The following is a 22,492-nucleotide window of genomic DNA, read 5'->3' on the forward strand; positions in this document are numbered from 1 at the left end:
CTGCAGCCCATGGACCTGTTCCGCAATACCCCCGTCGCTCAACCCCTGGCTGCCCGTTTGCGTGCGGCCAGCCTGGACGAGTACGTCGGTCAGGAACACCTGCTGGCCCGCGGCAAACCGCTGCGTGAAGCGCTGGAGCAGGGCGCGCTGCACTCGATGATCTTCTGGGGGCCGCCGGGGGTGGGTAAAACCACCTTGGCGCGTTTGCTGGCGCAGGTCTCCGATGCGCATTTCGAGACCATTTCCGCCGTGCTGTCCGGCGTCAAAGAAATTCGCCAGGCGGTGGAAGTGGCTCAGCAGCACGCCGCGCAATATGGCCGCCGCACCATCCTGTTTGTCGACGAAGTGCACCGCTTCAACAAGTCGCAGCAGGATGCGTTTTTGCCTTACGTGGAAGACGGCACGCTGATCTTTATCGGTGCCACCACGGAAAACCCCTCGTTCGAACTGAACAACGCCTTGTTGTCCCGCGCTCGCGTCTATGTGCTGAAAAGCCTCGACGAGGAAGCGCTGCGCAAGCTGGTGCAGCGCGCGCTGACCGACCCCAAGGGCTTGGGTGATCGTCACCTGACGCTGCCGGAGGAGAGCTTCAAAATCCTCATGGCCGCCGCCGATGGCGATGGTCGCCGGCTGCTGAACTTCCTCGAGAACGCGGCTGACCTCGCCGAAGATGATGGCGAGCTGAGCGTCGACCTGCTGCAGAACCTGCTGGGCGACAGCCGTCGGCGTTTCGACAAAGGCGGCGAGGCGTTTTACGACCAGATTTCCGCACTGCACAAGTCGGTGCGTGGCTCCAGCCCCGACGGCGCGCTGTATTGGTTCGCTCGTATGCTCGATGGCGGCTGCGACCCGCTGTATATCGCCCGCCGCGTGGTACGCATGGCCAGTGAAGACATCGGCAACGCCGACCCGCGAGCTCTCACTCTGTGTCTGAATGCTTGGGATGTGCAGGAGCGTCTGGGCAGCCCTGAGGGCGAATTGGCCGTGGCCCAGGCCATCGTCTACCTGGCCTGCGCACCGAAGAGCAACGCGGTGTACAACGCCTTCAAGATGGCGATGCGCGATGCCGCCGAACAGGGCTCGCAAGAGGTGCCGCTGCACCTGCGCAATGCGCCGACCAAATTGATGAAAGAGCTGGGCTACGGCGACGAATACCGCTACGCCCACGATGAGCCGGATGCCTACGCCGCAGGCGAAGACTACTTTCCCGATGCGCTGGAACCCCGGCAGTATTACCAGCCGGTGCCGCGAGGCCTGGAACTGAAGATTCGCGACAAGCTCAACCACCTGGCGGCGCAAGACCAGGCCAGCCCCCGGCAGCGGAGAAAACCATGATCCGTCTGATTCTTGCGGTAGCCGTTGGCGGTGCCGTTGGCACCCTGGTGCGTTTTGCCACGGCCAACTGGATTACCGCCAACTGGCCGCAGCATTTCAGCCTGGGCACCTTTCTGGTGAATATCGTCGGCTGCCTGCTGATTGGTTTGTTGTACGGTTTCTTTTTGCTGCGCCCGGAACTGCCGATAGAATTGCGCGCAGGTCTGATCGTCGGCTTCCTTGGTGGCCTGACGACGTTTTCTTCCTTTTCCCTCGACACACTGCGCCTGCTGGAAAGCGGGCAGTTACCACTGGCCCTCGGCTATGCGGCGCTTAGTGTGATCGGCGGCCTGCTCGCCACCTGGGCGGGCTTGTCCCTGACCAAACTCTGATGATGAGAGACGAACATGCTTGATCCGAAACTGATCCGTAGCGAACTGCACGCCATTGCCGAGCGTCTGGCCACCCGTGGCTATCAGCTGGATGTCGCGCGCATCGAGTCGCTCGAAGCGCAGCGCAAAACCGTGCAGAGCAACACCGAGCAGTTGCAGGCCGAGCGTAACGCCCGTTCGAAATCCATCGGCCAGGCCAAGGCCCGTGGCGAAGATATCGCGCCGCTGATGGCCGACGTCGACCGGATGGCCACTGAGCTGGCCGACGGTAAAGCGCAGTTGGAGGGCATTCAGGCTGAGCTGGATAGCATTCTGCTGGGCATTCCCAACCTGCCGCACGAATCCGTACCGGTCGGTAAGGACGAAGACGACAACGTGGAAGTGCGCGCCTGGGGCACGCCGACCACTTTCGATTTCCCGATTCAGGACCACGTGGCCCTCGGCGAGCTGCATGGCTGGCTCGACTTCGAGCGCGCCGCCAAGCTGTCCGGTGCCCGCTTTGCCATTCTGCGCGGCCCGATTGCCCGTCTGCACCGCGCCCTGGCGCAGTTTATGATCAACCTGCACACCGGGGAGCATGGCTACGAGGAGGCCTACACGCCTTATCTGGTGCAAGCCCCGGCGCTGCAAGGCACTGGTCAGTTGCCGAAGTTCGAGGAAGACCTGTTCAAAATCAGCCGCGACGGCGAAGCCGATCTGTACCTGATTCCAACCGCCGAAGTGTCGCTGACCAATATCGTCAGCGGCGACATTCTCGACGCCAAGCAGCTGCCATTGAAGTTCGTCGCCCACACGCCGTGCTTCCGCAGTGAAGCAGGTGCATCCGGTCGCGACACCCGCGGCATGATCCGCCAGCACCAGTTCGACAAGGTCGAGATGGTGCAGATCGTCGAGCCAAGCACCTCCAACGAAGCGCTGGAAGGGCTGACCGCCAACGCCGAGAAAGTCTTGCAACTGCTGGGTCTGCCGTACCGCGTTCTGGCGCTGTGCACCGGCGACATGGGCTTTGGCGCAGTGAAAACCTACGACCTCGAAGTATGGGTGCCGAGCCAGGATAAATTCCGCGAGATTTCGTCCTGCTCCAACTGCGGCGATTTCCAGGCCCGCCGCATGCAAGCCCGCTGGCGCAATCCGGAAACCGGCAAGCCGGAATTGGTACATACCCTCAACGGTTCCGGCCTGGCCGTAGGCCGCACCTTGGTTGCCGTGCTGGAAAACTACCAGCAAGCCGACGGCTCCATCCGTGTGCCGGACGTGCTCAAGCCGTATATGGGTGGCATCGAGGTCATCGGTTAAATGGAATTTTTGCCGCTGTTTCATAACCTGCGCGGACAACGCGTATTGGTGGTTGGCGGCGGCGAAATCGCCTTGCGCAAATCGCGGCTGGTGGCCGACACCGGCGCCGTGCTGCGAGTGGTTGCGCCGCAGATCGACAGCCAGCTGGCGGCCCTGGTGGCATCGACCGGAGGCGAGCAGTTGCTGCGCGGCTACGGCGAGGCGGATCTGAATGGCTGCGTGCTGGCCATCGCCGCCACGGATGACGAACCGCTGAATGCCCAGGTGTCGCAAGACGCCCGGGCTCGCGGCGTGCCGGTCAATGTGGTCGACTCGCCAGCGCTGTGCAGCGTGATCTTTCCCGCCATTGTCGATCGTTCACCGCTGTTGGTGGCGGTCTCCAGTGGCGGTGATGCGCCGGTTCTGGCGCGGTTGATCCGCGCCAAACTGGAAACCTGGATTCCTGCTGCCTACGGCAGTCTGGCCGGCCTGGCCAAGCGCTTTCGCGCCCAGGTCAAAGAGCGCTTTCCGGATCTGCAACAACGCCGGGTGTTCTGGGAAGACGTATTCCAGGGGCCGGTGGCCGAGCGGATGTTGGCCGGGCAGGGCAGTGAGGCCGAGCGTCTGCTGCAAGCGCGTCTGGACGGCGAAAGCGGCGAGGTGAAAGGCGAGGTGTATCTGGTCGGTGCCGGGCCGGGCGATCCCGACCTGCTGACCTTCCGCGCGCTGCGCCTGATGCAGCAAGCCGATGTAGTGCTCTACGACCGCTTGGTGGCACCGGCCATCGTCGAACTGTGCCGCCGCGATGCCGAGCGCATTTACGTCGGCAAGCAGCGCGCCGAGCACGCGGTGCCGCAGGAGCAGCTCAATGAGCAATTGGTCACCCTGGCCAAACAAGGCAAGCGGGTATTGCGCCTGAAGGGCGGTGACCCATTTATCTTTGGTCGTGGCGGCGAAGAGATCGAAGAGCTGGCAGCCAATGGCATTCCCTTCCAGGTAGTGCCAGGTATCACTGCCGCCAGCGGCTGTGCGGCTTACGCTGGTATTCCGCTGACCCACCGGGACTATGCGCAGTCAGTGCGTTTCGTGACCGGGCATCTGAAAGATGGCAGCACCGATCTGCCGTGGCCGGACCTGGTTGCCCCGGGCCAGACCCTGGTGTTCTACATGGGCCTGGTGGGCTTGCCGTCGATCTGTGAGCAACTGGTACTTCACGGTCGTAGCAGCGACACCCCTGCCGCCTTGATTCAGCAAGGCACCACCCACAATCAGCGCGTATTCACCGGCACCCTCGGTAATCTGCCGAAGTTGGTGGCCGAGCATGAAGTGCATGCGCCGACGCTGGTGATCGTGGGAGAAGTGGTGACGCTGCGCGACAAGCTGGCGTGGTTCGAAGGCGCACAGTCTCAGGTTTGACGCATTCCCGTAGGAGCGGCTTTAGCCGCGATGCTCTTAAACGATCAAGAGCATCGCGGCTAAAGCCGCTCCTACGGTCTCCGTTATCTCACCTAGGCGCTTTGCCCTGGCAGGCGATGGCGATCGTGTGCGCGCATGAAATCCTGAAGCGGCCCCTTCGGCACCACACCCGTCGGGTTGATGGTCAGGTGGCTGGCGTAGTAGTGGTGCTTGATATGCTCAAAATCCACCGTCTCTGCCACGCCCGGCCACTGGTACAGCTCACGCAACCAGTTGGAGAGGTTCGGGTAATCCTCGATGCGCTTGAGGTTGCACTTGAAGTGGCCGTGGTACACCGCATCGAAGCGAATCAGGGTGGTGAACAGACGCCAGTCGGCTTCGCTGATCTGTTCGCCGGCCAGATAGCGGTTCTGACTCAGCAAGGTTTCCAGTGACTCGAGGGTGTTGAACAGACCGTCGAACGCTTCTTCGTAGGCTTCCTGAGTGGTGGCAAAGCCCGCGCGGTAAACGCCGTTATTGACGTTCGGGTAGATGCGCTCGTTCAGGGTGTCGATTTCGCCACGCAGGGCTTCTGGGTAGAAGTCCAGATGGTTGCCCGTCAACTCGTTAAACGCCGAGTTGAACATGCGGATGATCTCGGATGATTCATTGCTGACGATGCGTTTAAGCTTTTTGTCCCACAGCACGGGCACTGTTACGCGGCCGGTGTATTGGGCATCGTCGGCGATGTAGCGTTGGTACATAAGGTTCAGGCTATCCAGCGCATCGCCAGTGGAGCCATGGGCGGTGTCGAAGGTCCAGCCGTTTTCACGCATTAGCCAGCTGACCACCGACACGTCGATCAGGCTTTCCAGGCCCTTGAGCTTGCGGAAAATCAGGGTGCGGTGGGCCCAGGGGCACGCCAGCGAGACATACAGGTGGTACCGCCCGGCCTCGGCCTTGTAGCCGCCTTCGCCGCTCGGGCCGGGCTCGCCGTTGGCGGTCACCCAGTTGCGGCGTTGCGCGTTCTCACGTTTGAAGCGGCCGCCATCGGCGGTGTTGTACCACTGGTCTTGCCACTGGCCATCGACTAATAAACCCATGACTCAAATCCTCTGCTGTTCAGCGTTGGAGAGAAGTCTATGCCGATCAGTTCGAACGAATGGCGCAAAATCCGCCGGCGAATGATCGGTTAAATCGATTTGTCGCGTTTTTCCCAGTAGTTTTCCGCTTGGGCGAAGGCCGCAACGCGAGGCACATCCAGGCCGCGCAGGGCCAGGGCGATGGTGGCCAGAACTGCCAGGCGGCCATAACTGTCTTGCACCTCGCCGCGCCAGAACGCCGCCAGGTGTTCCGGCTCCAGGCGTTCGGGTTTGACGTGGCGTTGCGGCGACAGCGCTGGCCATTCCTCGTCCCAGCTGATGCCGGCTTCGGTGCCATAGAGGTGGGAGGTGGCGTCCGGGTTCATCTCGATCTCGCCGCCATCACCCTTGATCACAATGGCTTTGTCGCCCAGCAGCTGACTGGCTTCGCGGTGGGCGGCCTGATAGCCAGGGTGAAAGATACTTTGCAGGCCGCAACGGGCATTCAGAGGATTGAGCACCCGGGCCAGGGAGTGGATTGGCGAGCGCAGACCGAGGGTGTTGCGCAGGTCGATCATCCGCTGCAGTTGCGGCATCCAGTCCAGCAGTGGGAAGAACGCCAGATTGTGCTCGCTCAGCGCTTGCTCGGTGGTCGCCCAGTCGCGACACAGGGGAATGCCCAGCAGGTCGAGCAACTGCTCGCTATACAGGCGCCCGGCGGTATGCGCGCCGCCGCCATGCATCAGAATGCGCACGCCGTTGTTGGCCAGGCACTTGGCGGCCAGCAGGTACCAGGGCAGGTGGCGTTTCTTGCCGGCATAGGACGGCCAGTCAAGGTCGACCGCAACGCTCGGCGCATTCAGGCGCGCCCGCACGGCCTGGGTAAAGCCGGCGAGTTCCTCCGGGCTTTCTTCCTTGTGCCGCATCAGCATCAGAAAGGCGCCCAGTTGAGTGTCTTCGACTTGGCCGTCGAGCAGCAGGCCCATGGCGTCGCGGGCCTCGTCCTGGGTCATATTGCGCGCGCCGCGCTTGCCCTTACCGAGAATGCGTACGTACTGGGCGAAGGGGTGTTCGGCGGGGGTAATCAGGGTCAGTGGCTGGGCGGTCATAGGCAATTGGTCGGCTTCGGCAGGCCTGCCAGTTTGGCGGCCAATTTGGCGGGGGTGCCTTTGAACAGGCGATTGAGGTGCAGGCTGTTGCCTTTGTCGGTGCCCAGTTTCAGCGCGACATACTTGATCAGCGGGCGGGTTGCCGGTGACAGCTGAAACTCGGCATAGAAGTCGCGAAGCAGGTGCAGCACTTCCCAGTGTTCAGCGCTCAGCGCCAGTTCTTCTTGCGCCGCCAGGGCCTCGGCAACAGTGGCCGACCAATCGTTGAGATCAGCCAGGTAGCCGTCTTTATCGAGGGCGATCTGGCGCTCGCCAACTATCAGTGTGCTCATAGCCAACTGTTGACCTTGGCAAAGGTGCCACAGAGTTCGACAAAGGCGGGGTAGTCCACCACCTGTACGCGGGCCGGTGCGCTGATGGCGCGGGCGTGCAGGTCTTCGTCGAGGGCGTACAGGCTGATGGTCTCCGGCATCAGACTGATGGCCTGCAATTGCGCGGTACCGGGCTGCAGCGCATAGGTGGCGTCGCCAGTCAGAAGCAGGCCATCGCCTGGGCCGAGCAGGCGCAGGCAACTGACCAGGCGCGAATCGCTGAAGGGCGAGTGGGAAAGCATATGCAGGGTGGCCATTAGAGCGTGATCACCTGGTCGTATTGGGCTATCAGGACGGTGAGGGCGGCGTCATCCAGCGATTCAGTGGCCGGGCTCAGCGTGTCGTGTTTAAGGCCGCGCTCATCCAGGCTGCGGGCGGAGCTGTATAGCGCCTCGACGCCGAACAGCGGTAGCGCTTGCAGGTTGGCGGTAAGGTCTTTTTGCTGCACGGCCGAAGCCTGTTGCGCCGCTTGCAGCTGGAACACTCCGTCGTCGAGAAACAGCATGGCAATCGGTAAGTCAAAGGCGCCGCCGGCCAGGGCAATATCCAGCGCTTCGCGGGCGCCAGGGCCGGACCAGGGGGCCTGACGGCAGATGATCAATAGCGACTTGGCCATCTCAAGGCCCTCCAAAGCAAACAAGGCGATCGGCCAGTTGCGTGGCTTCGTGCAACTGCCCGAGCCCGGAAAGCTCCCAGGGTTTGGCCAGGCTGGCAGCTTCGCGCTCATAGCGCTGCGCCTCTTCCTCGTTGAGCACGCCGCGGCGCAGGGCAGCGGCGATGCAGACTACGCCGTCCAACTTCTGCTCGCGGACAAAGCTGGACCAGGCGGCGGCAGTGTCCGACTCATCTTGCGGAACCACCGGCGTAGTGGCTGCGCTGTGAACACCGTCCTGATAAAAAAACACCCGCACAATTTCATGCCCCTCGGCTACGACTGCTTCGGCAAAACGCAGAGCGCGGCGCGAGGAGGGTGCATGGGGTGGAGAGAACAGGGCGATGGCGAATTTCATGGCGCTGACCGATCTGAAAAAACTGGCGGAATAATACGGCGTTTGCGCGTCGCAGACATAAAAAAGCCCACCGAAGTGGGCTTTTTGTACCGCGGGATGGATCAGTCGTCGCTGCTCATGATGCCGAAAATCTGCAGCAGGCTAATGAACAGGTTGTAGATCGAAATGTACAGGCTGACGGTGGCCATGATGTAGTTGCGTTCGCCGCCATGAATGATCTGGCTGGTCTGGAACAGAATGCACACCGAGGAGAACAGCACGAAGCCGGCGCTGATAGCCAGTTGCAGGCCGCTGATCTGGAAGAACAGGCTGGCCACGGTGGCACCCAGCAGAACAAAGAAACCTGCGGTGATGAAACCGGCGAGGAAGCTCATGTCTTTGCGGGTGGTCAGTACATAGGCCGACAGACCGAAGAACACAAAGGCGGTCATGGCGAAGGCCGAGGAAATTACTTCACCACCGTTGGGCATGCCCAGGTAGCGATTGAGGATCGGGCCGAGGGTGTAGCCCATGAAACCGGTGAGGGCGAAGGTGGACAGCAGGCCCCAGGCAGAATCACGCAGCTTGACGGTCAGGAAGAACAGACCGTAGAAACCGATCAGAACAACGAAAATGTTTGGATAAGGAACGCGCATCTGCTGTGCCACATAGGCGACCACACCGCTGAAGGCGAGGGTCAGGGCCAGCAGCCCGTAGGTGTTGCGCAGTACGCGGCTGACTTCTTGCTGCTCGACCTGCGCATGGCCGAGTGCGTAATCTTGTTCGTGCATGGCGACACTCCTATAAGACTGCTTGATGGGTTCCGTGACCGTAGTCCTGGGGGATCATAACAGAGCACCTGACGCTGCCAACCCACAGAGTTTGACAGTGTGTTTCCTTCCGGTATGATTCGCCCGCACTTCGGAGGTGTGGCCGAGCGGTTTAAGGCAGCAGTCTTGAAAACTGCCGACTGTAACAGGTCCGTGAGCTCTTACATCAGGATGCTTTCAGTTGCATTTTAAGGCTCACCTTTTAAGGCGACATTTCGGGAAATTGGCAGAGTGGTTTAATGCACCGGTCTTGAAAACCGGCGGACGTTAATAGCGTCCCCAGGGTTCGAATCCCTGGTTTCCCGCCATAACTCAACAAAATCAAGGGCTTAGATGGAAATCTAGGCCCTTTTTTTTGGTTTTTTTCGTTCCTAAAAAGAGGAGAAACGCTCAACGCTAACAAAGCGCAACTAGGTTGTTGCACATTGTTTCATGCTGTCCCGGTTTTAAGCGAATCCCCAGTGTTTCACCCTTTTCAGACCCTGGAAATCGTTTGGCCACGCGAGCGATGCATTGGTTATTCGATCTTCAAGCCGCGAAGCGTAAGAAAATCGGGGTCTCCACAGTTTGAAATAATCTCGATTTCAAGATAGCGGGCTTCTACTTTGTGTGGAAGATTAAATTTGTGCCATCCACCTGGAGAGTTGGGTGAGCACATATCGTCAATGTTAGCGACTGTTTGCCATAATTGGCCATCGTTACTGGTTTTGATGCGAGCAGTCTTGGGGGCTCTTGCAATTAAGGTTTTGTCTTGTGGAAGAAAGTATAGGGCGTCGTAAGATTTTTCCTCTTTGAAGTCAATACTCAATGTTTGCGGGTAATCTGGATTTCTCTTAGCGTGCCATCCAGGAGAGAGTTCCATGAGCAAACCCTGTGGTCCAAAATCATCTAATGTTGAGGTGGCCGAAATGCTTGGTAGCTCGACAATCTTTATATTCGGACTAAACGGTTTTGTCGTTAGCTCGGAGATATTGATAACGTAGGGTTGAGTCGGGCACTTTATGAAATCATTTTTGGGCGCACCGCTACCATTGGCGTAAGCCACGACAATGTTTTTTGGATTTGCAAGGGCAACTGCTACACATGATTCAGTGTCAAATCCACAATCAACAACGTTGATTTTTTGGGTCTTCAAATTTTCTCGAAATATGGCACTTACCATCCATGGAATCGAAACAGGGTTATTTGATGACGCCAAAACTGCGTTGTCATTGCCATACTTGCCGTAGTCAAGTAAATTTTCAATACCGATTGGCCTCGGCGTTGTGTTGTCAGGTCTAGCAACCAGAATAAATCTGTTACTGGTCAAACCCTCACTTTTTAACCAGTGGTCAATTTTACCTCTGAGTAATTCTATTTCTGATCGAGTTGAGGCTATCTCAAGAAAAGAGTTTCTGTTTTGAATTAGAGAAACAGGAACTAGCACCAAGATTAATAGTGTCAGTGATACGTTGCGGTTATTCAGTTTGAATACTGACTCAAGCACCACCTTTAATATCAGGGCAGTCGCAAAACTTATAAACAAATAAATTGGCAAGAGATGGCGAGTTGCTAAGCTATCCATTTTGCTAAACAACCAAGGTGCTGTCGAAGACAGCAGTACAGCGCAACACAGCAAAAGCGCTAGACTAACCAGCATACTGCCTATTAAATATTTATTTTTACGGTTAGAGCGTAAGAGTCTGAGCCCTAAAATCACACTGAAGGCAACAAGAATAGCAAACGATGCCCCGTGGAAAGTAGGAAAGTTCATTGGTGGCATCAGGAACAAATAAACCGCCACATTACTAATGCGCTCAAGAACTATAGAAGGGGAAAGCTGTGCTGAAACCTCGTATAAGCCTAGGTTTGGAAGGCTGCCGTCGATATGAGTAAGGGCCAGGACCGATAGTTTTACAAGTAAATAATAAATTCCTGACAGTAGGCCATAAAAAGCCAGGGTCATAACCAATTCTTTTAATTTGTTTTCGACGCCAATTCTGCCTGCATCTGAACTTGAAAATTTCATTAGCGCCAATGGCAAGACAATAAAGGCAAATGCTGGGTATATCATGCACGCCGTGAGAAATAGTGTGGATGAATAGATTAAATGTTTGTACCTGCTATTGTCGCTGACCAGTGATTCTGTGTGGTGCTTATACGAGGCGGCCGCAAGTAAAACCGAAATCAAAACCATCAGAGCAGGCAACCCCTGAAGATACATAAATGAGTATGCCGGCGCAGTTACGAAAACAGCAGAAACTACTAAAGCGGCGATCACCCCTCCTGTAAATTTCTGTATTGTCCACGACAGATAAATAACAGTCAGAATAACCACTGCCAAAGCTAATGGTCTCAGGTACTTGAAATCGGATATTTTACTAACAAAAGCGTGCTCTAGGCATTCCGTTGGCCAGACAAATGGCCTGCCTGTTTGCGTGTAAAATGAAGGAAGCATCGAAGAGCACTGTGAAAGGCGAGCATAGAATGACTGCTCATCTGCTGGATATCTAAAGGCTCGCCATTGATCTTGTGTCACATAATCAAACTGCAGTGTTGGCAGGTATGCGAAGACAACAAGACTGAGGATGGCAATTATTAAAGTTTTTGTAAGTGTGTCCTGGGACTTCCAGTAATTGAATATATTTTTGTGTTCAAACATTAATGGCTTCTCCAAAACCATAGCTCACGTATGAACTGGAAGTAGTACGCTGCTCCCCATTGAAGGACTTGGAGCTTTCTCTCGCCACCGATTCGGGGCGGCTCATCGCCAGGGATTTCGCTGATCTTCAGTTTTGCCTTGGCGGCACGCACTGAAAGAAGCGGTTCCCAACTGATCTTTGTACGAAACAGCTTTTCCGGCAACGCATGGGCATCTTCCCGATCCAGCCCAAGCTCTTGAGCCATGGCTTTGCGGTAGGCGCGATAGATGACCATTACGTCGGTGTAGTCGCCGCCATGCAAAAGGTTAACGGTACGTGTAAATAGCCAGTTGCCGAAACCGGTGACAATATCGTCATCCTCACTTTTGGCATCACCCAAGTAACGAGAGGCTATCACCATATCGTAGCCTTCTTTCATCTTGGCGATCAGGTCAGGAATTAGTTCAGGTACCGAGTTTCCATCTGGACTGAAGGTGATCACGACATCTCCCCGAACCCGTGGCCATACTTCCATGTAGGCATGGCGGAAGCCTCGTTGTTGCTGCACATAAACCTCATAGTCGTTTTCTTGCGCCCACTCTATCGTCCCATCTTTCGACCCTCCGTCGACAACAATTATCTGATCTACCCAGGAACGATCAACCAGCGGCATAATGGCCTTCATGCCATTGATCTCATTGAGGGTCATCACCAAGAGTGTGGTTTTCATTATTCTCCGATCTTCTTTTGTAAATATTCGAGAAAAATTTGGCGAGCGCTAGAAAAGTCACTGCTGCCGAGGTGATGAGTAGTCCGTGAATAATTTCGTTAACGTCTGCCTGATTTGCAGTGAAGGTTTGCAACGTGTCGCCAATGTAGGCGACCGCAATTGATGGTGGCAGAAGAAAAATAAACGTTGCCCAAAGAAATCCTCGATTGGTAAGCGAGGTAAGGCCGAGCAGATAGTTCAGTGGGCCGGTGGGAATGATGGGGTTGATTCGCGCAAAGGCGACGAATTTCCAGCCATTACGCTCGAACTCTTCCTGAACTCTCTTGGCCCACTTGCTTTCGAATTGATAGGCTAACGGCTGCCCAATCAGCCAGCGCGCAGCGACGAAAGACACCCAGCCTCCGATTGTCACGCCAATAGTGGAGTAGATGCCGCCAACGACGCCCCCCCAAAAAAAACCAGCGGCCAAATTCAGGGGAAGTGAAGGCAAGGCGGCAATGACGACGATTGCGTATACGGCCACGAAAAGCAGGACAGAACCTAACGGATAGTCACTGCGGTAATGCTCGATAATGGCCGGGCTGAGGGCACCGCTTTTATAGTAAATCCAGGCCCAAAGCACAAAAAGTGTGAGCAGCACTAACAGTGCAACGCGTTTGGGGCCGATATACCGCCTAAGCCCCTTTTTTTCCTTGATGGATTTCAGTAGAAATGTCATGCGTCCTTGCCCTGTTCATTGGCGGGGCCACATCACTTTGGAAGTGAGGGCAGGGAATGCCTCTCGCACTCGCGTTGAAAGCAGCTTATCTGATAAGCGCATTTCTGCCATTTCATACGAATTTTATTAAGGGTTTTCGTTTTGCGAGAAGTGGGGAATGCGAAGAATCCCCTGTATCTTGTCCGCATGGCTGTCTTGTAGTGTTCAACCAGACGCCTCTCTCATAGCGAGCATTTTCGCCATAAAAGGGTGTCCGGGCTTAGTTGATCACTACAGAATCTCGCCGCCCCCGCCATTTTTCACCCCGCACCATTCCCTCGCTTTTCTGCTTCTTCCTATCGTTAGTACAGCGCAAAATTCAATATCCTGACGTTGGCTATTTGACGGTTATGCGCCAAGCTAGGCCATGCCAAGACTTTTTTGTTAAGGTGTTCGCCATCCCATAAGACCGCTTAAATCAGCGGCTTTGACGCACAACGAGGTGTCGCTTGATTAGGGTGCTAGTGGTCGATGATCACGATCTGGTTCGAACCGGTATTACGCGCATGCTCGCCGACATCGACGGCCTTCAGGTTGTCGGTCAGGCGGATTCCGGCGAGGAGTCACTGAAGAAGGCCCGTGAAGTCAAACCGGATGTCGTTCTGATGGACATCAAGATGCCCGGTATCGGTGGTCTTGAGGCCACCCGCAAACTGCTTCGCAGCCATCCCGATCTCAAAGTCATTGCCGTTACCGTCTGTGAGGACGATCCATTCCCCACGCGTTTGCTGCAGGCCGGTGCCGCCGGTTACCTGACCAAGGGCGCGGCGCTGGAAGAGATGGTGCAGGCTATTCGTATGGTGTTTGGCGGCCAGCGCTATATCAGCCCGCAGATTGCCCAGCAGCTGGCGTTGAAATCCTTCCAGCCGCAAACCAGTGGTTCGCCGTTTGATCTGCTTTCCGAGCGGGAAATCCAGATCGCCCTGATGATTGCCGGCTGCCAGAAGGTGCAGACCATCTCGGACAAGCTGTGCCTGTCACCGAAAACCGTGAACACCTACCGCTATCGCATTTTCGAAAAACTGGAAATCACCAGTGACGTGGAGCTGGCCTTGTTAGCCGTGCGCCACGGGATGGTTGATGCCACCAGTTGAAATGAGCGAGCCGTTTGACTCCAGCGCGTTTCTAGCCACCAGCAGTGGCCGCCCCGGTGTGTATCGAATGTTCGATGCCGAGGCCAAGCTGCTGTATGTCGGCAAGGCTAAGAACCTGAAGAAGCGCTTGGCCAGTTACTTCCGCAAGACCGGCCTGGCACCCAAAACTGCCGCCTTGGTGGCGAAGATCGCGCAGATCGAAACCACCATCACCGCCAATGAAACCGAAGCATTGTTGCTTGAGCAGACGCTGATCAAGCAGTGGCGGCCGCCGTACAACATCCTGTTGCGCGACGACAAATCCTATCCCTACGTGTTTCTTTCCGATGGCGACTTTCCACGTCTGAGTATTCATCGTGGGGCGAAGAAACTTAAAGGTCGGTATTTCGGGCCATACCCGAGCGCCGGGGCGATTCGTGAGAGTTTGAGCCTGCTGCAGAAGACCTTTCTGGTGCGTCAGTGCGAGGACAGCTACTTCAAGAACCGCACGCGGCCATGCCTGCAATATCAGATCAAACGCTGCAAAGGGCCTTGCGTCCCAGGCCTGGTCGAGGCAGACGAGTATGCGCAAGACGTCCGTCACTCTGTGATGTTCCTGGAGGGGCGCAGCAATGCCCTGACCGATGAGCTCTCGGCAGGCATGGAGCAGGCGGCGATGAACCTGCAATTCGAGCAGGCCGCCGAGCTGCGTGATCAGATTGCCTTGCTGCGCCGGGTGCAGGACCAGCAAAGCATGGAAGGTGGCAATGGCGATGTAGATGTCATCGCGGCGATGGTCAACCCGGGCGGTGCCTGTGTGCACCTGATCAGTGTGCGCGGCGGGCGGGTGCTGGGGAGCAAGAATTTCTATCCGCAGGTGGCGATCGAAGAGGGCGTCGGTGAAGTGCTGGCTGCCTTTCTGGCGCAGTACTACCTCGGCAGTCACGAGCGCGATCTGCCCAGCGAGTTGATCGTCAACACCGACCATGAAGACTTCCCGGTACTGATCGAGGCTATTCATTCGCTCCGCGGCCGTGAACTGGCCATCAGCTACAAAGTACGCGGCACGCGCGCGCGCTGGCAGCAACTGACGGTGACCAACGCCGAACTGGCGTTGGCTTCGCGCCTGGCGGATCGCCAGCACATTGCCGCACGTTTCGAGGCCTTGGCGCTGGCCCTGAATATGGATGAGGTGCCGCAGCGGATGGAGTGCTTCGATATCAGTCATTCCAGCGGCGAGGCAACCGTAGCCTCGTGCGTGGTATTCGGGCCGGAAGGGCCGCTGAAGTCCGATTACCGCCGCTACAACATCGAAGGCGTGACCGGCGGCGATGACTATGCGGCGATGCATCAGGCGCTGACCCGGCGTTTCAGCAAGATCAAGGATGGCGAGGGCAAGTTGCCCGATATCCTTCTGGTCGATGGCGGCAAGGGCCAGTTGGCGATGGCGCGGGATGTGCTGCAGGAACTGGCGGTACCGGATCTGATTCTGCTCGGCGTGGCCAAAGGGGTGACCCGCAAGCCAGGTCTGGAAACCCTGTACCTGAATGATGCCGCCCACGAATTCACCCTGCCGGGCAACTCGCCGGCTTTGCACTTGATTCAGCAGATCCGTGACGAGTCCCACCGGTTTGCCATTACCGGCCACCGTGCCCGCCGCGGCAAAACCCGGCGCACCTCAAATTTGGAAGAAGTGCCAGGTGTGGGGCCCAAGCGTCGGCGCGAGCTGCTCAATCACTTTGGCGGCCTGCAGGAGTTGGCGCGCGCCAGCACCGATGAAATCGCCAAAGCACCGGGAATCAGTAAAAAGCTCGCCGAGTCGATTTATGCGGCCCTGCACAGCGAGTAGAATGCCCGCTCACCTTGCAGCCTAGTTGTGCCGATGAATATCCCCAACCTGCTTACCGTTCTGCGTGTTCTGCTGATTCCGATCTTCCTATTGCTGTTTTATTTGCCGTTTTCATGGAGCTATCTGGCCGCCAGCGCGGTATTTGCCGTGGCAGCTGCGACCGATTGGCTGGATGGTTACCTGGCGCGCAGATGGGAGCAGAGCACGCCGTTTGGCGCCTTTCTCGATCCCGTAGCCGACAAGCTGATGGTGGCTGTTGCTTTGGTGGTGTTGGTGGAAGAGCACCACACCATCTGGCTGACCGTACCTGCGGCGATCATCATCGGCCGGGAAATCGTGATTTCCGCACTGCGCGAGTGGATGGCCGAACTCGGTGCCCGTGCCCATGTAGCGGTATCCAATCTGGGCAAGTGGAAGACCGCCGCGCAAATGCTGGCGTTGGTGATCCTGCTGGCGAGCCCGCCATCGGAAACCTTCCGTGTCGTGCTGGGCTTCGGTCTGTTGATCGTTGCGGCCGGTCTTACCCTGTGGTCCATGGTGCATTACCTGATTGCCGCCTGGCCGCACCTGAACCCTAACAAAGATAAATAAACTTTTTTGAATCAAGGGGTTGACGGGGTGTCTGGAATCTATAGAATTGCGCCCGTCACCAAGACGCGGGAATAGCTCAGTTGGTAGAGCACGACCTTGCCAAGGTCGGGGTCGCGAGTTCGAGTCTCGTTTCCCGCTCCAATTTGTTGACGTTGACGCCGCAGTTTGCGGCGTCTTCGTTTGAGGCCGAGTAGCAAAATGGTTATGCCGCGGATTGCAAATCCGCTTACGCCGGTTCGATTCCGACCTCGGCCTCCATTATAGGAAAGCCCCGTAGATCATTGATCTACGGGGCTTTTTCTTTTGTGTTTTGGGAAAATCCGCCAGGCCTGGAAGCTTGCTTAGCGCGATAGGGCTGTATATATTCCGCCCTCGTCATGTGCCGCAGGCCATGACCGACCCACCATCGCCCGGATGGCGAAATTGGTAGACGCAAGGGACTTAAAATCCCTCGTTCTTTGAACGTGCCGGTTCGACCCCGGCTCCGGGCACCACATTTAAAACAAAGGCTTATCTGTAGCGACGCAGGTAGGCCTTTGTTGCTTTAAACCTCCCCTGAATTTCCCCTGAGCAGCGTTGGGGCTTAGTCCGCGACACTGCGTCGCGCCTGAAATATTCCTCGTTTCCTACAAGAATTTAACTTTGGTACTAGGATCAAAGTGCGCCAGCCCAGTGGGGCGGCGCGTCTTGTTCTTTGTCGATCGAGGTGATTGCTTGGCCAGAGTATTGATCGCGGATGACCATGAGGTCATCCGCTTGGCAACCCGCATGATGCTGGAGAATGCCGGGCACGAGGTGGTTGGGGAGGCCAGCAACGGTGTTGAGGTGGTCAGCAAGGTGCGCACGCTGGAGCCGGAGCTGATCATTCTCGATATGGATATGCCGCAGCTCGACGGTTTCGCCGTTCTGCAGCGCCTGCACGCTGAGCCCAAGGCGGCGAAGATCATTGTGTTTTCCGGTCTGGACGCCAGCCGCTATGCGGTGCGTTGTGCCCGGGCCGGTGCTTCCGGTTTCGTCGCCAAGGACAGCGATCTGAAACAGCTGACCAATGCGGTTCAGGTGGTGCTGTCGGGCTACAAGCTGTTTCCGGTCACTGAATATTCGTCGGTGGACGGCAGCGCGACCCTGGCCTCCGAAAAGGAGCTGATCGAGACCCTGTCCGATCGCGAACTGACGGTGCTGCGAAGCCTCGCCAAGGGCAATCGCATCAAGGATATCGCCGCCGAGCTACTGCTCAGCGAGAAAACCGTGAGCACCTATAAAAGCCGGCTAATCACCAAATTGCAGGTTGGCAATCTGCTTGAACTGGTGGAATTGGTTAAGCGTAACGATCTGATTTGACCAGGACCCTAGGATGGCTGTCGCGGCTGATCCCCAGGCTGCGGCTTTCCTGCGCCGCCACTCGTCTGCGGCTTGGCGGCTGACTTCATAAACGGTTGTGGATCAATGGGCTTGCCCAGATAGCGGACCTCATAGTGCAGGTGCGGGCCATTGGTGGTGCCCGTGTTGCCGCTGAGGCCAATGATCTGCCGTGCTTCTACCTGCTCACCCAAGCGAACCTTCACCTCGTCCAGATGGGCATAGCGGGTGGAAAAGCCGCGGCTATGCCTTAGCACCACGTATTTACCGTAATGGCTATGACCCAGCACATCCACCTCGGCTACCAGACCGCTTGCTGTGCTGAGCACGGGCGTGCCCGGTCGTGCGCTGAGGTCCACTCCTTTATGCAGTTTGAACAGCTGGTTGAGGGGATGAATACGCATGCCAAAAGGCGAGGTGATTCGGCTAGCGACGGCCAAGGGTAGGCCGTATGGAAGGTTTTGCCCGAGGCCGCGATGTTTGAGCAGGGCCTGGGTGGGGCTGATGGAGTAGCTCGCGAGGAGGACAGGGCTGCGGTTTTTCCCCGGTCTGTCCGTCTGCTTCAACATTTGTCTGGCATCCAGTGCGGACTCGATAAGTTCGTTTGTTTCGGTCGGCGAAGCTGGCGTTCGAAGGGATTGCAGGGGCGAGCTGCTGGCGGGCAGCGCGTGCAATATCAGGGTCAGGGCGAGGAGGCTGCCTAGTGGATTTAGACGGATCATTGCGCATGCCGGGGGCTGGAAGTGCGGCGATTCTGGCGACGCTTCAGATGTTGGTCCGTAGGTAGGTCTGACGGGGCTTGTAGGTTTTTCTTTCGTTTCCGTTAACGGTGCGTTGCGCTTGTCACGCTCCTGACTTGTTACTTTCACACGCTTGCCACCGCTTTTCGTTGCAATCGCCGTAACCCATTTGGAGCGTCGGCGATGCAGCTATGTGTGATTGGTGCTGGGTATGTAGGCCTGGTTTCGGCGACCTGTTTTGCCGATATGGGCAATCAGGTGGTGTGCGTGGAAAGCGATCCTTTCCGTCTGGCCCGCCTGCAGGCTGGGGAAGTGCCGATCCACGAACCCGGTTTGCAGACCTTGCTCGACACGCACCTGGCCAGTGGGCAGCTGCGCTTTACCCGCCACCTCGACGAAGGGGTAGAGCACGCGACGATAGTATTTATTGCGGTAGGTACGCCCAGTGAAGAGGACGGCTCAGCCGATCTCAGTCATGTGCTGGCGGTGGCCGAGCAACTGGGTGTCACCTTGCGCCAGCCGTGCCTGGTGGTTAACAAGTCGACGGTGCCGGTGGGGACCGCCGAACGTGTGCAACAGGTGATCAACCGGCGTCTGCGCAGCCGTTGCCTGGCGTTGCAGATTAACGTTGCCAGCAACCCGGAGTTTCTCAAGGAAGGCTCGGCTATCGACGATTTCATGCGTCCGGACCGGGTGCTGCTAGGTTGCAGCGATAGCGCCAGCGAAGAGTTGCTGCGTCGTCTGTATGCGCCCTTTGTGCGCAACAACGAACGGGTGTTGAGCATGCCGGTACGTGCCGCAGAGTTCAGCAAATACGCGGCCAACGCCTTTCTGGCCACCAAGATCTCCTTTATCAATGAAATGGCCGGGCTGTGCGGCTTGCTCGATGTTGATATCGAACAGGTACGCCGCGGGATTGGCAGTGATAAACGCATCGGCACGCACTTTATCTATGCGGGTTGCGGCTATGGCGGTTCGTGCTTTCCCAAAGACGTCAAAGCCTTGATCCATAGCGCCGAACAACAAGGTTTCGAACCAGCCATCCTGCGCGCCGTGGAAGCCCGCAACAGTCTGCAGAAAACTCTGTTGTTCGAGGCCTTGCACGGGCATTTCAGCGGCCATCTGCAGGGACGGCTGGTGGCGCTCTGGGGGCTGGCGTTCAAGCCCGGCACCGATGACCTGCGCGAAGCCCCGAGCCTGGTGCTGCTGGACGCCTTGCTGGCGGCCGGTGCCCGGGTGCATGCTTGTGATCCTGTGGCCTGCAAGGCCGTGGCGGCGCGCTACAGCGAGGCAGTGGCGAGCGGCCAGTTGCAGCTGACGGAGTCGCCCTATAGTGCGGTGGAGGGCGCAGATGCACTGGTGTTGGTTACCGAATGGAAGCAGTTCCGGCAGCCCGATTTCGCCCGTATCCGCGGCCTGATGCGGATGCCGGCGGTATTCGATGGACGCAATATTTACGATTCGTTGGAACTATCTGAGCTAGGGTTTCTCTATCGTGGCATTGGTCGCCCTATGGCAGGCCATTGTAAGGCGAGTGCCGCCTGATTAGACTGCGCGGCACTAACGGTACGACCCTTCTTTCAAGGACTCACATGATCAAGAAATGCTTGTTCCCGGCTGCTGGTTACGGTACTCGCTTCCTGCCAGCGACAAAGGCCATGCCCAAGGAAATGCTGCCGGTGGTGAACAAGCCGCTGATTCAGTATGGCGTTGAAGAGGCTCTGGAAGCCGGGCTTTCCGAGATATCCATCGTTACTGGCCGTGGCAAGCGCGCCCTGGAAGACCACTTCGACATCAGCTACGAGTTGGAACACCAGATCAAAGGCACCGACAAGGAAAAGTACCTGGTCGGTATCCGTCGCCTGATCGACAACTGCAGCTTCTCCTACACCCGTCAGGTAGAAATGAAAGGCCTTGGCCACGCCATTCTCTCCGGCCGCCCGCTGATCGGTGACGAGCCCTTCGCCGTGGTCCTGGCTGACGACCTGTGCGTAAACCTCGAAGGCGACGGCGTGCTGACCCAGATGGTCAAGCTGTACAACCAGTTCCGCTGCTCGATCGTGGCGATTCAGGAAGTGCCGATGGATGAAGTGTCCAAATACGGCGTTATCTCCGGCGAAATGATCCGTGACGATATCTACCGCGTGAACAGCATGGTCGAAAAGCCGAAGCCGGAAGATGCACCGTCGAACCTGGCGATCATCGGCCGTTACATCCTGACCCCGGACATCTTCAAGCTGATCGAAGACACCGAGCCAGGCAAAGGCGGCGAAATCCAGATCACCGACGCCCTGATGAAGCAGGCCCAGGACGGTTGCGTACTGGCCTACAAATTCAAAGGCCAGCGTTTCGACTGCGGCGGTGCGGAGGGCTATATCGACGCCACCAACTTCTGCTTCGAAAACTTCTACAAGACTGGCAAGGCTTACTAAGCCAACCCCCTGTTGTAAAAAAAGGCCACCGCAAGGTGGCCTTTTTGTATCCGCGCCATGCTCACGCTTCTGGATTTCGGCCTGCGCCGGAATGCCGGGATATGGCTACAAACCTGCGAAGTCCCAGCGCAGGCTCGGCCCCAGAAGCTTCTGGCCGGCGTACGGTGCGCCGAAGCCATCGAGCCCGCCGTTGCGCTATGCTGCCCGCCAGCCAAGGAGATTTGCATGACTTACGATTTCGACCTGTTCGTGATTGGCGCCGGTTCCGGTGGTGTTCGCGCGGCGCGCTTTGCCGCTGGTTTCGGTGCCCGTGTCGCCGTGGCCGAAAGCCGTTACCTGGGCGGCACCTGCGTCAATGTGGGCTGCGTGCCGAAAAAGCTGCTGGTATACGGTGCCCATTTTGCCGATGAATTCGAACAGGCCAGCGGCTTTGGCTGGACCCTGGGCGGCAAACCGGATTTCGACTGGGCCACCCTGATCAGCAACAAGAACCGCGAAATCCAGCGCCTCAATGGCATCTACCGCAACCTGCTGGTGAACAGCGGCGTCACGCTGCTGGAAAGCCATGCCAAGGTGGTCGACCCGCACCATGTCGAGGTCGACGGAAAAACCTACAGCACCGAGCACATTCTGATCGCCACCGGCGGCTGGCCACAGATTCCGGAAATTCCTGGCCACGAGCATGCGATCAACTCCAACCAGGCGTTTTTCCTCAAGGAACTGCCCAAGCGCGTGCTGGTGGTGGGCGGCGGCTATATCGCGGTGGAATTCGCCTCGATCTTCAACGGCTTGGGTGCCGACACTACTTTGTTGTACCGCGGCGACCTGTTCCTGCGCGGCTTCGATGGCGCGGTGCGTAAGCACCTGAAGGAAGAGCTGAGCAAAAGCGGCATCAACCTGCAGTTCAATGCCGATATCAGCCGTATCGACAAACAGGCCGATGGCAGTCTGCAGGCCACCCTCAAGGACGGCCGCGTGCTGGACACCGACTGTGTGTTCTACGCCACCGGGCGCCGGCCGATGCTGGATAACCTCGGTCTGGAAAACACCCAGGTACAGCTCGACGAGCGTGGTTTTATTGCCGTCGATGAGCAGTTCCAGACCAGCGAACCGTCGATTCTGGCCCTGGGCGATGTCATCGGTCGGGTGCAGCTCACCCCGGTGGCACTGGCCGAAGGCATGGCCGTGGCCCGCCGCTTGTTCAAGCCCGAGCAATACCGCCCGGTGGACTACCAGCACATTCCCACTGCGGTGTTCAGCCTGCCCAATATCGGTACCGTCGGCCTTACCGAAGAGCAGGCGCGCGGTGCCGGGCACAAGGTGGTGATTTATCAAAGCGACTTCAAACCGATGAAGCTGACCCTCACCAGCAGCCAGGAACGCACGCTGATGAAGCTGGTGGTGGATGCCGACAGCGACAAGGTGCTGGGCTGCCATATGGTCGGCCCGGATGCCGGCGAAATCGTCCAGGGCCTGGCCGTGGCGCTCAAGGCTGGTGCCACCAAGCGCATCTTTGATGACACCATCGGCGTGCACCCGACGGCGGCCGAAGAGTTCGTCACCATGCGTACACCGGCTTGAAC

At 57.6% G+C, this 22,492-nt stretch carries 22 protein-coding genes and 4 tRNA genes; 15 read left to right on the forward strand and 11 right to left on the reverse strand.

Annotated features, from left to right (window positions below):
• Window positions 1-9 precede the first annotated feature (9 nt).
• From ACVW0Y_RS04895 to cysG, 4 genes are read left to right on the forward strand one after another with little or no spacing between them, the layout of a single operon-like run.
• Window positions 10-1,335, forward strand: coding sequence for a replication-associated recombination protein A (locus ACVW0Y_RS04895; RefSeq protein WP_457436457.1), 1,326 nt, complete (start codon window positions 10-12; stop codon window positions 1,333-1,335).
• Window positions 1,332-1,706, forward strand: coding sequence for a fluoride efflux transporter CrcB (crcB, locus tag ACVW0Y_RS04900; protein WP_457436458.1), 375 nt, complete (start codon window positions 1,332-1,334; stop codon window positions 1,704-1,706). The genes ACVW0Y_RS04895 and crcB overlap by 4 nt, the downstream gene beginning before the upstream one ends.
• 15 nt (window positions 1,707-1,721) lie before the next feature.
• Entirely contained in the window at window positions 1,722-3,002 is a 1,281-nt protein-coding gene (gene serS, locus ACVW0Y_RS04905; protein WP_457436459.1) for a serine--tRNA ligase, read from the forward strand.
• On the forward strand, window positions 3,003-4,397 hold the full coding sequence (cysG, locus tag ACVW0Y_RS04910) for a siroheme synthase CysG (protein ID WP_457436460.1): 1,395 nt from the start codon (window positions 3,003-3,005) through the stop codon (window positions 4,395-4,397).
• 92 nt (window positions 4,398-4,489) lie between these two features.
• Here the strand turns inward: cysG and ACVW0Y_RS04915 are convergent, their stop codons facing one another.
• The 7 genes from ACVW0Y_RS04915 to ACVW0Y_RS04945 all read right to left on the reverse strand — a co-directional run bounded on the left by ACVW0Y_RS04915 (window position 4,490) and on the right by ACVW0Y_RS04945 (window position 8,718).
• Window positions 4,490-5,479, reverse strand: a complete 990-nt coding sequence (locus ACVW0Y_RS04915; protein WP_457436461.1) for a glutathione S-transferase family protein — start codon at window positions 5,477-5,479, stop codon at window positions 4,490-4,492.
• 89 nt (window positions 5,480-5,568) lie between these two features.
• The gene (locus tag ACVW0Y_RS04920; protein ID WP_457436463.1) at window positions 5,569-6,567 is read right to left on the reverse strand and encodes a glycosyl transferase family protein; all 999 of its coding nucleotides are present in this window, start codon (window positions 6,565-6,567) and stop codon (window positions 5,569-5,571) included.
• Complete coding sequence (locus tag ACVW0Y_RS04925) at window positions 6,564-6,899, reverse strand: TusE/DsrC/DsvC family sulfur relay protein (protein WP_457436464.1); 336 nt, start codon at window positions 6,897-6,899, stop codon at window positions 6,564-6,566. The genes ACVW0Y_RS04920 and ACVW0Y_RS04925 overlap by 4 nt, the downstream gene beginning before the upstream one ends.
• Complete coding sequence (gene tusB / locus ACVW0Y_RS04930; RefSeq protein ID WP_457436465.1) at window positions 6,896-7,195, reverse strand: sulfurtransferase complex subunit TusB; 300 nt, start codon at window positions 7,193-7,195, stop codon at window positions 6,896-6,898. Before tusB ends, ACVW0Y_RS04925 begins: the two co-directional genes overlap by 4 nt.
• Window positions 7,195-7,554, reverse strand: coding sequence for a sulfurtransferase complex subunit TusC (tusC, locus tag ACVW0Y_RS04935; RefSeq protein ID WP_457436467.1), 360 nt, complete (start codon window positions 7,552-7,554; stop codon window positions 7,195-7,197). Before tusC ends, tusB begins: the two co-directional genes overlap by 1 nt.
• A gap of 1 nt (window position 7,555) precedes the next feature.
• Complete coding sequence (gene tusD / locus ACVW0Y_RS04940) at window positions 7,556-7,948, reverse strand: sulfurtransferase complex subunit TusD (protein ID WP_457436468.1); 393 nt, start codon at window positions 7,946-7,948, stop codon at window positions 7,556-7,558.
• A 101-nt stretch (window positions 7,949-8,049) separates the two neighbouring features.
• Window positions 8,050-8,718, reverse strand: a complete 669-nt coding sequence (locus tag ACVW0Y_RS04945) for a Bax inhibitor-1/YccA family protein (protein WP_457436469.1) — start codon at window positions 8,716-8,718, stop codon at window positions 8,050-8,052.
• A 256-nt stretch (window positions 8,719-8,974) separates the two neighbouring features.
• Between ACVW0Y_RS04945 and ACVW0Y_RS04950 the strand changes: the two genes are divergently transcribed.
• Window positions 8,975-9,065, forward strand: a tRNA-Ser gene (locus tag ACVW0Y_RS04950).
• Between the two features lie 209 nt (window positions 9,066-9,274).
• Here ACVW0Y_RS04950 and ACVW0Y_RS04955 read toward each other — a convergent pair.
• Genes ACVW0Y_RS04955 through ACVW0Y_RS04965 form a run of 3 tightly spaced genes read right to left on the reverse strand, consistent with a single transcriptional unit; the run spans window position 9,275 to window position 12,826 of the window.
• The gene (locus tag ACVW0Y_RS04955; RefSeq protein ID WP_457436470.1) at window positions 9,275-11,398 is read right to left on the reverse strand and encodes a discoidin domain-containing protein; all 2,124 of its coding nucleotides are present in this window, start codon (window positions 11,396-11,398) and stop codon (window positions 9,275-9,277) included.
• Window positions 11,398-12,108: a glycosyltransferase family 2 protein gene (locus tag ACVW0Y_RS04960; protein ID WP_457436471.1), complete on the reverse strand. Its 711-nt coding sequence runs from the start codon at window positions 12,106-12,108 to the stop codon at window positions 11,398-11,400. Before ACVW0Y_RS04960 ends, ACVW0Y_RS04955 begins: the two co-directional genes overlap by 1 nt.
• Complete coding sequence (locus ACVW0Y_RS04965; RefSeq protein ID WP_457436472.1) at window positions 12,074-12,826, reverse strand: TVP38/TMEM64 family protein; 753 nt, start codon at window positions 12,824-12,826, stop codon at window positions 12,074-12,076. The genes ACVW0Y_RS04960 and ACVW0Y_RS04965 overlap by 35 nt, the downstream gene beginning before the upstream one ends.
• Window positions 12,827-13,314: 488 nt before the next feature.
• Between ACVW0Y_RS04965 and gacA the strand changes: the two genes are divergently transcribed.
• From gacA to ACVW0Y_RS05000, 7 genes are all read left to right on the forward strand, one after another.
• Window positions 13,315-13,959: a response regulator transcription factor GacA gene (gacA, locus tag ACVW0Y_RS04970; protein WP_108094550.1), complete on the forward strand. Its 645-nt coding sequence runs from the start codon at window positions 13,315-13,317 to the stop codon at window positions 13,957-13,959.
• A 1-nt stretch (window position 13,960) separates the two neighbouring features.
• Complete coding sequence (gene uvrC / locus ACVW0Y_RS04975) at window positions 13,961-15,787, forward strand: excinuclease ABC subunit UvrC (RefSeq protein WP_457436772.1); 1,827 nt, start codon at window positions 13,961-13,963, stop codon at window positions 15,785-15,787.
• Window positions 15,788-15,820: 33 nt separating this feature from the next.
• Window positions 15,821-16,378 (forward strand): CDP-diacylglycerol--glycerol-3-phosphate 3-phosphatidyltransferase, encoded by a 558-nt coding sequence (pgsA, locus tag ACVW0Y_RS04980; RefSeq protein ID WP_457436473.1) that lies wholly within the window; start codon window positions 15,821-15,823, stop codon window positions 16,376-16,378.
• Window positions 16,379-16,443: 65 nt separating this feature from the next.
• A tRNA-Gly gene (locus ACVW0Y_RS04985) sits at window positions 16,444-16,519 on the forward strand.
• Window positions 16,520-16,562: 43 nt separating this feature from the next.
• Window positions 16,563-16,636, forward strand: a tRNA-Cys gene (locus ACVW0Y_RS04990).
• Between the two features lie 150 nt (window positions 16,637-16,786).
• A tRNA-Leu gene (locus ACVW0Y_RS04995) sits at window positions 16,787-16,872 on the forward strand.
• A 220-nt stretch (window positions 16,873-17,092) separates the two neighbouring features.
• Complete coding sequence (locus ACVW0Y_RS05000; RefSeq protein ID WP_457436474.1) at window positions 17,093-17,719, forward strand: response regulator; 627 nt, start codon at window positions 17,093-17,095, stop codon at window positions 17,717-17,719.
• An 8-nt stretch (window positions 17,720-17,727) separates the two neighbouring features.
• Here ACVW0Y_RS05000 and ACVW0Y_RS05005 read toward each other — a convergent pair whose 3' ends face one another.
• On the reverse strand, window positions 17,728-18,459 hold the full coding sequence (locus tag ACVW0Y_RS05005) for a M23 family metallopeptidase (protein WP_457436476.1): 732 nt from the start codon (window positions 18,457-18,459) through the stop codon (window positions 17,728-17,730).
• 201 nt (window positions 18,460-18,660) lie between these two features.
• On the opposite strand from ACVW0Y_RS05005, the gene ACVW0Y_RS05010 reads away from it, so the two are divergent.
• From ACVW0Y_RS05010 to gorA, 3 genes are all read left to right on the forward strand, one after another.
• Window positions 18,661-20,022 carry a UDP-glucose dehydrogenase family protein gene (locus ACVW0Y_RS05010; RefSeq protein ID WP_457436477.1) on the forward strand — a complete coding sequence of 454 codons (1,362 nt, stop codon included), beginning with the start codon at window positions 18,661-18,663 and terminating at the stop codon, window positions 20,020-20,022.
• A gap of 47 nt (window positions 20,023-20,069) precedes the next feature.
• Window positions 20,070-20,909, forward strand: coding sequence for a UTP--glucose-1-phosphate uridylyltransferase GalU (gene galU / locus ACVW0Y_RS05015; protein ID WP_457436478.1), 840 nt, complete (start codon window positions 20,070-20,072; stop codon window positions 20,907-20,909).
• Window positions 20,910-21,134: 225 nt separating this feature from the next.
• Entirely contained in the window at window positions 21,135-22,490 is a 1,356-nt protein-coding gene (gorA, locus tag ACVW0Y_RS05020; RefSeq protein ID WP_457436479.1) for a glutathione-disulfide reductase, read from the forward strand.
• Window positions 22,491-22,492: the final 2 nt, after the last annotated feature.

It is taken from the genome of Pseudomonas sp. TE3786, assembly GCF_054057335.1.

Bases quoted from the DNA above. Each gene is read 5' to 3' on its own strand.
- ACVW0Y_RS04915 (WP_457436461.1), bottom strand. From the start codon at position 5,479: ATGGGTTTATTAGTCGATGGCCAGTGGCAAGACCAGTGGTACAACACC.
- ACVW0Y_RS04960 (WP_457436471.1), bottom strand. From the start codon at position 12,108: ATGAAAACCACACTCTTGGTGATGACCCTCAATGAGATCAATGGCATG.
- tusC (WP_457436467.1), bottom strand. From the start codon at position 7,554: ATGGCCAAGTCGCTATTGATCATCTGCCGTCAGGCCCCCTGGTCCGGC.
- ACVW0Y_RS05005 (WP_457436476.1), bottom strand. From the start codon at position 18,459: ATGATCCGTCTAAATCCACTAGGCAGCCTCCTCGCCCTGACCCTGATA.
- tusB (WP_457436465.1), bottom strand. From the start codon at position 7,195: ATGGCCACCCTGCATATGCTTTCCCACTCGCCCTTCAGCGATTCGCGC.
- pgsA (WP_457436473.1), top strand. From the start codon at position 15,821: ATGAATATCCCCAACCTGCTTACCGTTCTGCGTGTTCTGCTGATTCCG.
- serS (WP_457436459.1), top strand. From the start codon at position 1,722: ATGCTTGATCCGAAACTGATCCGTAGCGAACTGCACGCCATTGCCGAG.
- tusD (WP_457436468.1), bottom strand. From the start codon at position 7,948: ATGAAATTCGCCATCGCCCTGTTCTCTCCACCCCATGCACCCTCCTCG.
- ACVW0Y_RS04920 (WP_457436463.1), bottom strand. From the start codon at position 6,567: ATGACCGCCCAGCCACTGACCCTGATTACCCCCGCCGAACACCCCTTC.
- ACVW0Y_RS04895 (WP_457436457.1), top strand. From the start codon at position 10: ATGGACCTGTTCCGCAATACCCCCGTCGCTCAACCCCTGGCTGCCCGT.
- ACVW0Y_RS04965 (WP_457436472.1), bottom strand. From the start codon at position 12,826: ATGACATTTCTACTGAAATCCATCAAGGAAAAAAAGGGGCTTAGGCGG.
- uvrC (WP_457436772.1), top strand. From the start codon at position 13,961: ATGAGCGAGCCGTTTGACTCCAGCGCGTTTCTAGCCACCAGCAGTGGC.
- crcB (WP_457436458.1), top strand. From the start codon at position 1,332: ATGATCCGTCTGATTCTTGCGGTAGCCGTTGGCGGTGCCGTTGGCACC.
- ACVW0Y_RS04925 (WP_457436464.1), bottom strand. From the start codon at position 6,899: ATGAGCACACTGATAGTTGGCGAGCGCCAGATCGCCCTCGATAAAGAC.
- ACVW0Y_RS05010 (WP_457436477.1), top strand. From the start codon at position 18,661: ATGCAGCTATGTGTGATTGGTGCTGGGTATGTAGGCCTGGTTTCGGCG.
- galU (WP_457436478.1), top strand. From the start codon at position 20,070: ATGATCAAGAAATGCTTGTTCCCGGCTGCTGGTTACGGTACTCGCTTC.
- ACVW0Y_RS04955 (WP_457436470.1), bottom strand. From the start codon at position 11,398: ATGTTTGAACACAAAAATATATTCAATTACTGGAAGTCCCAGGACACA.
- gorA (WP_457436479.1), top strand. From the start codon at position 21,135: ATGACTTACGATTTCGACCTGTTCGTGATTGGCGCCGGTTCCGGTGGT.
- ACVW0Y_RS04945 (WP_457436469.1), bottom strand. From the start codon at position 8,718: ATGCACGAACAAGATTACGCACTCGGCCATGCGCAGGTCGAGCAGCAA.
- cysG (WP_457436460.1), top strand. From the start codon at position 3,003: ATGGAATTTTTGCCGCTGTTTCATAACCTGCGCGGACAACGCGTATTG.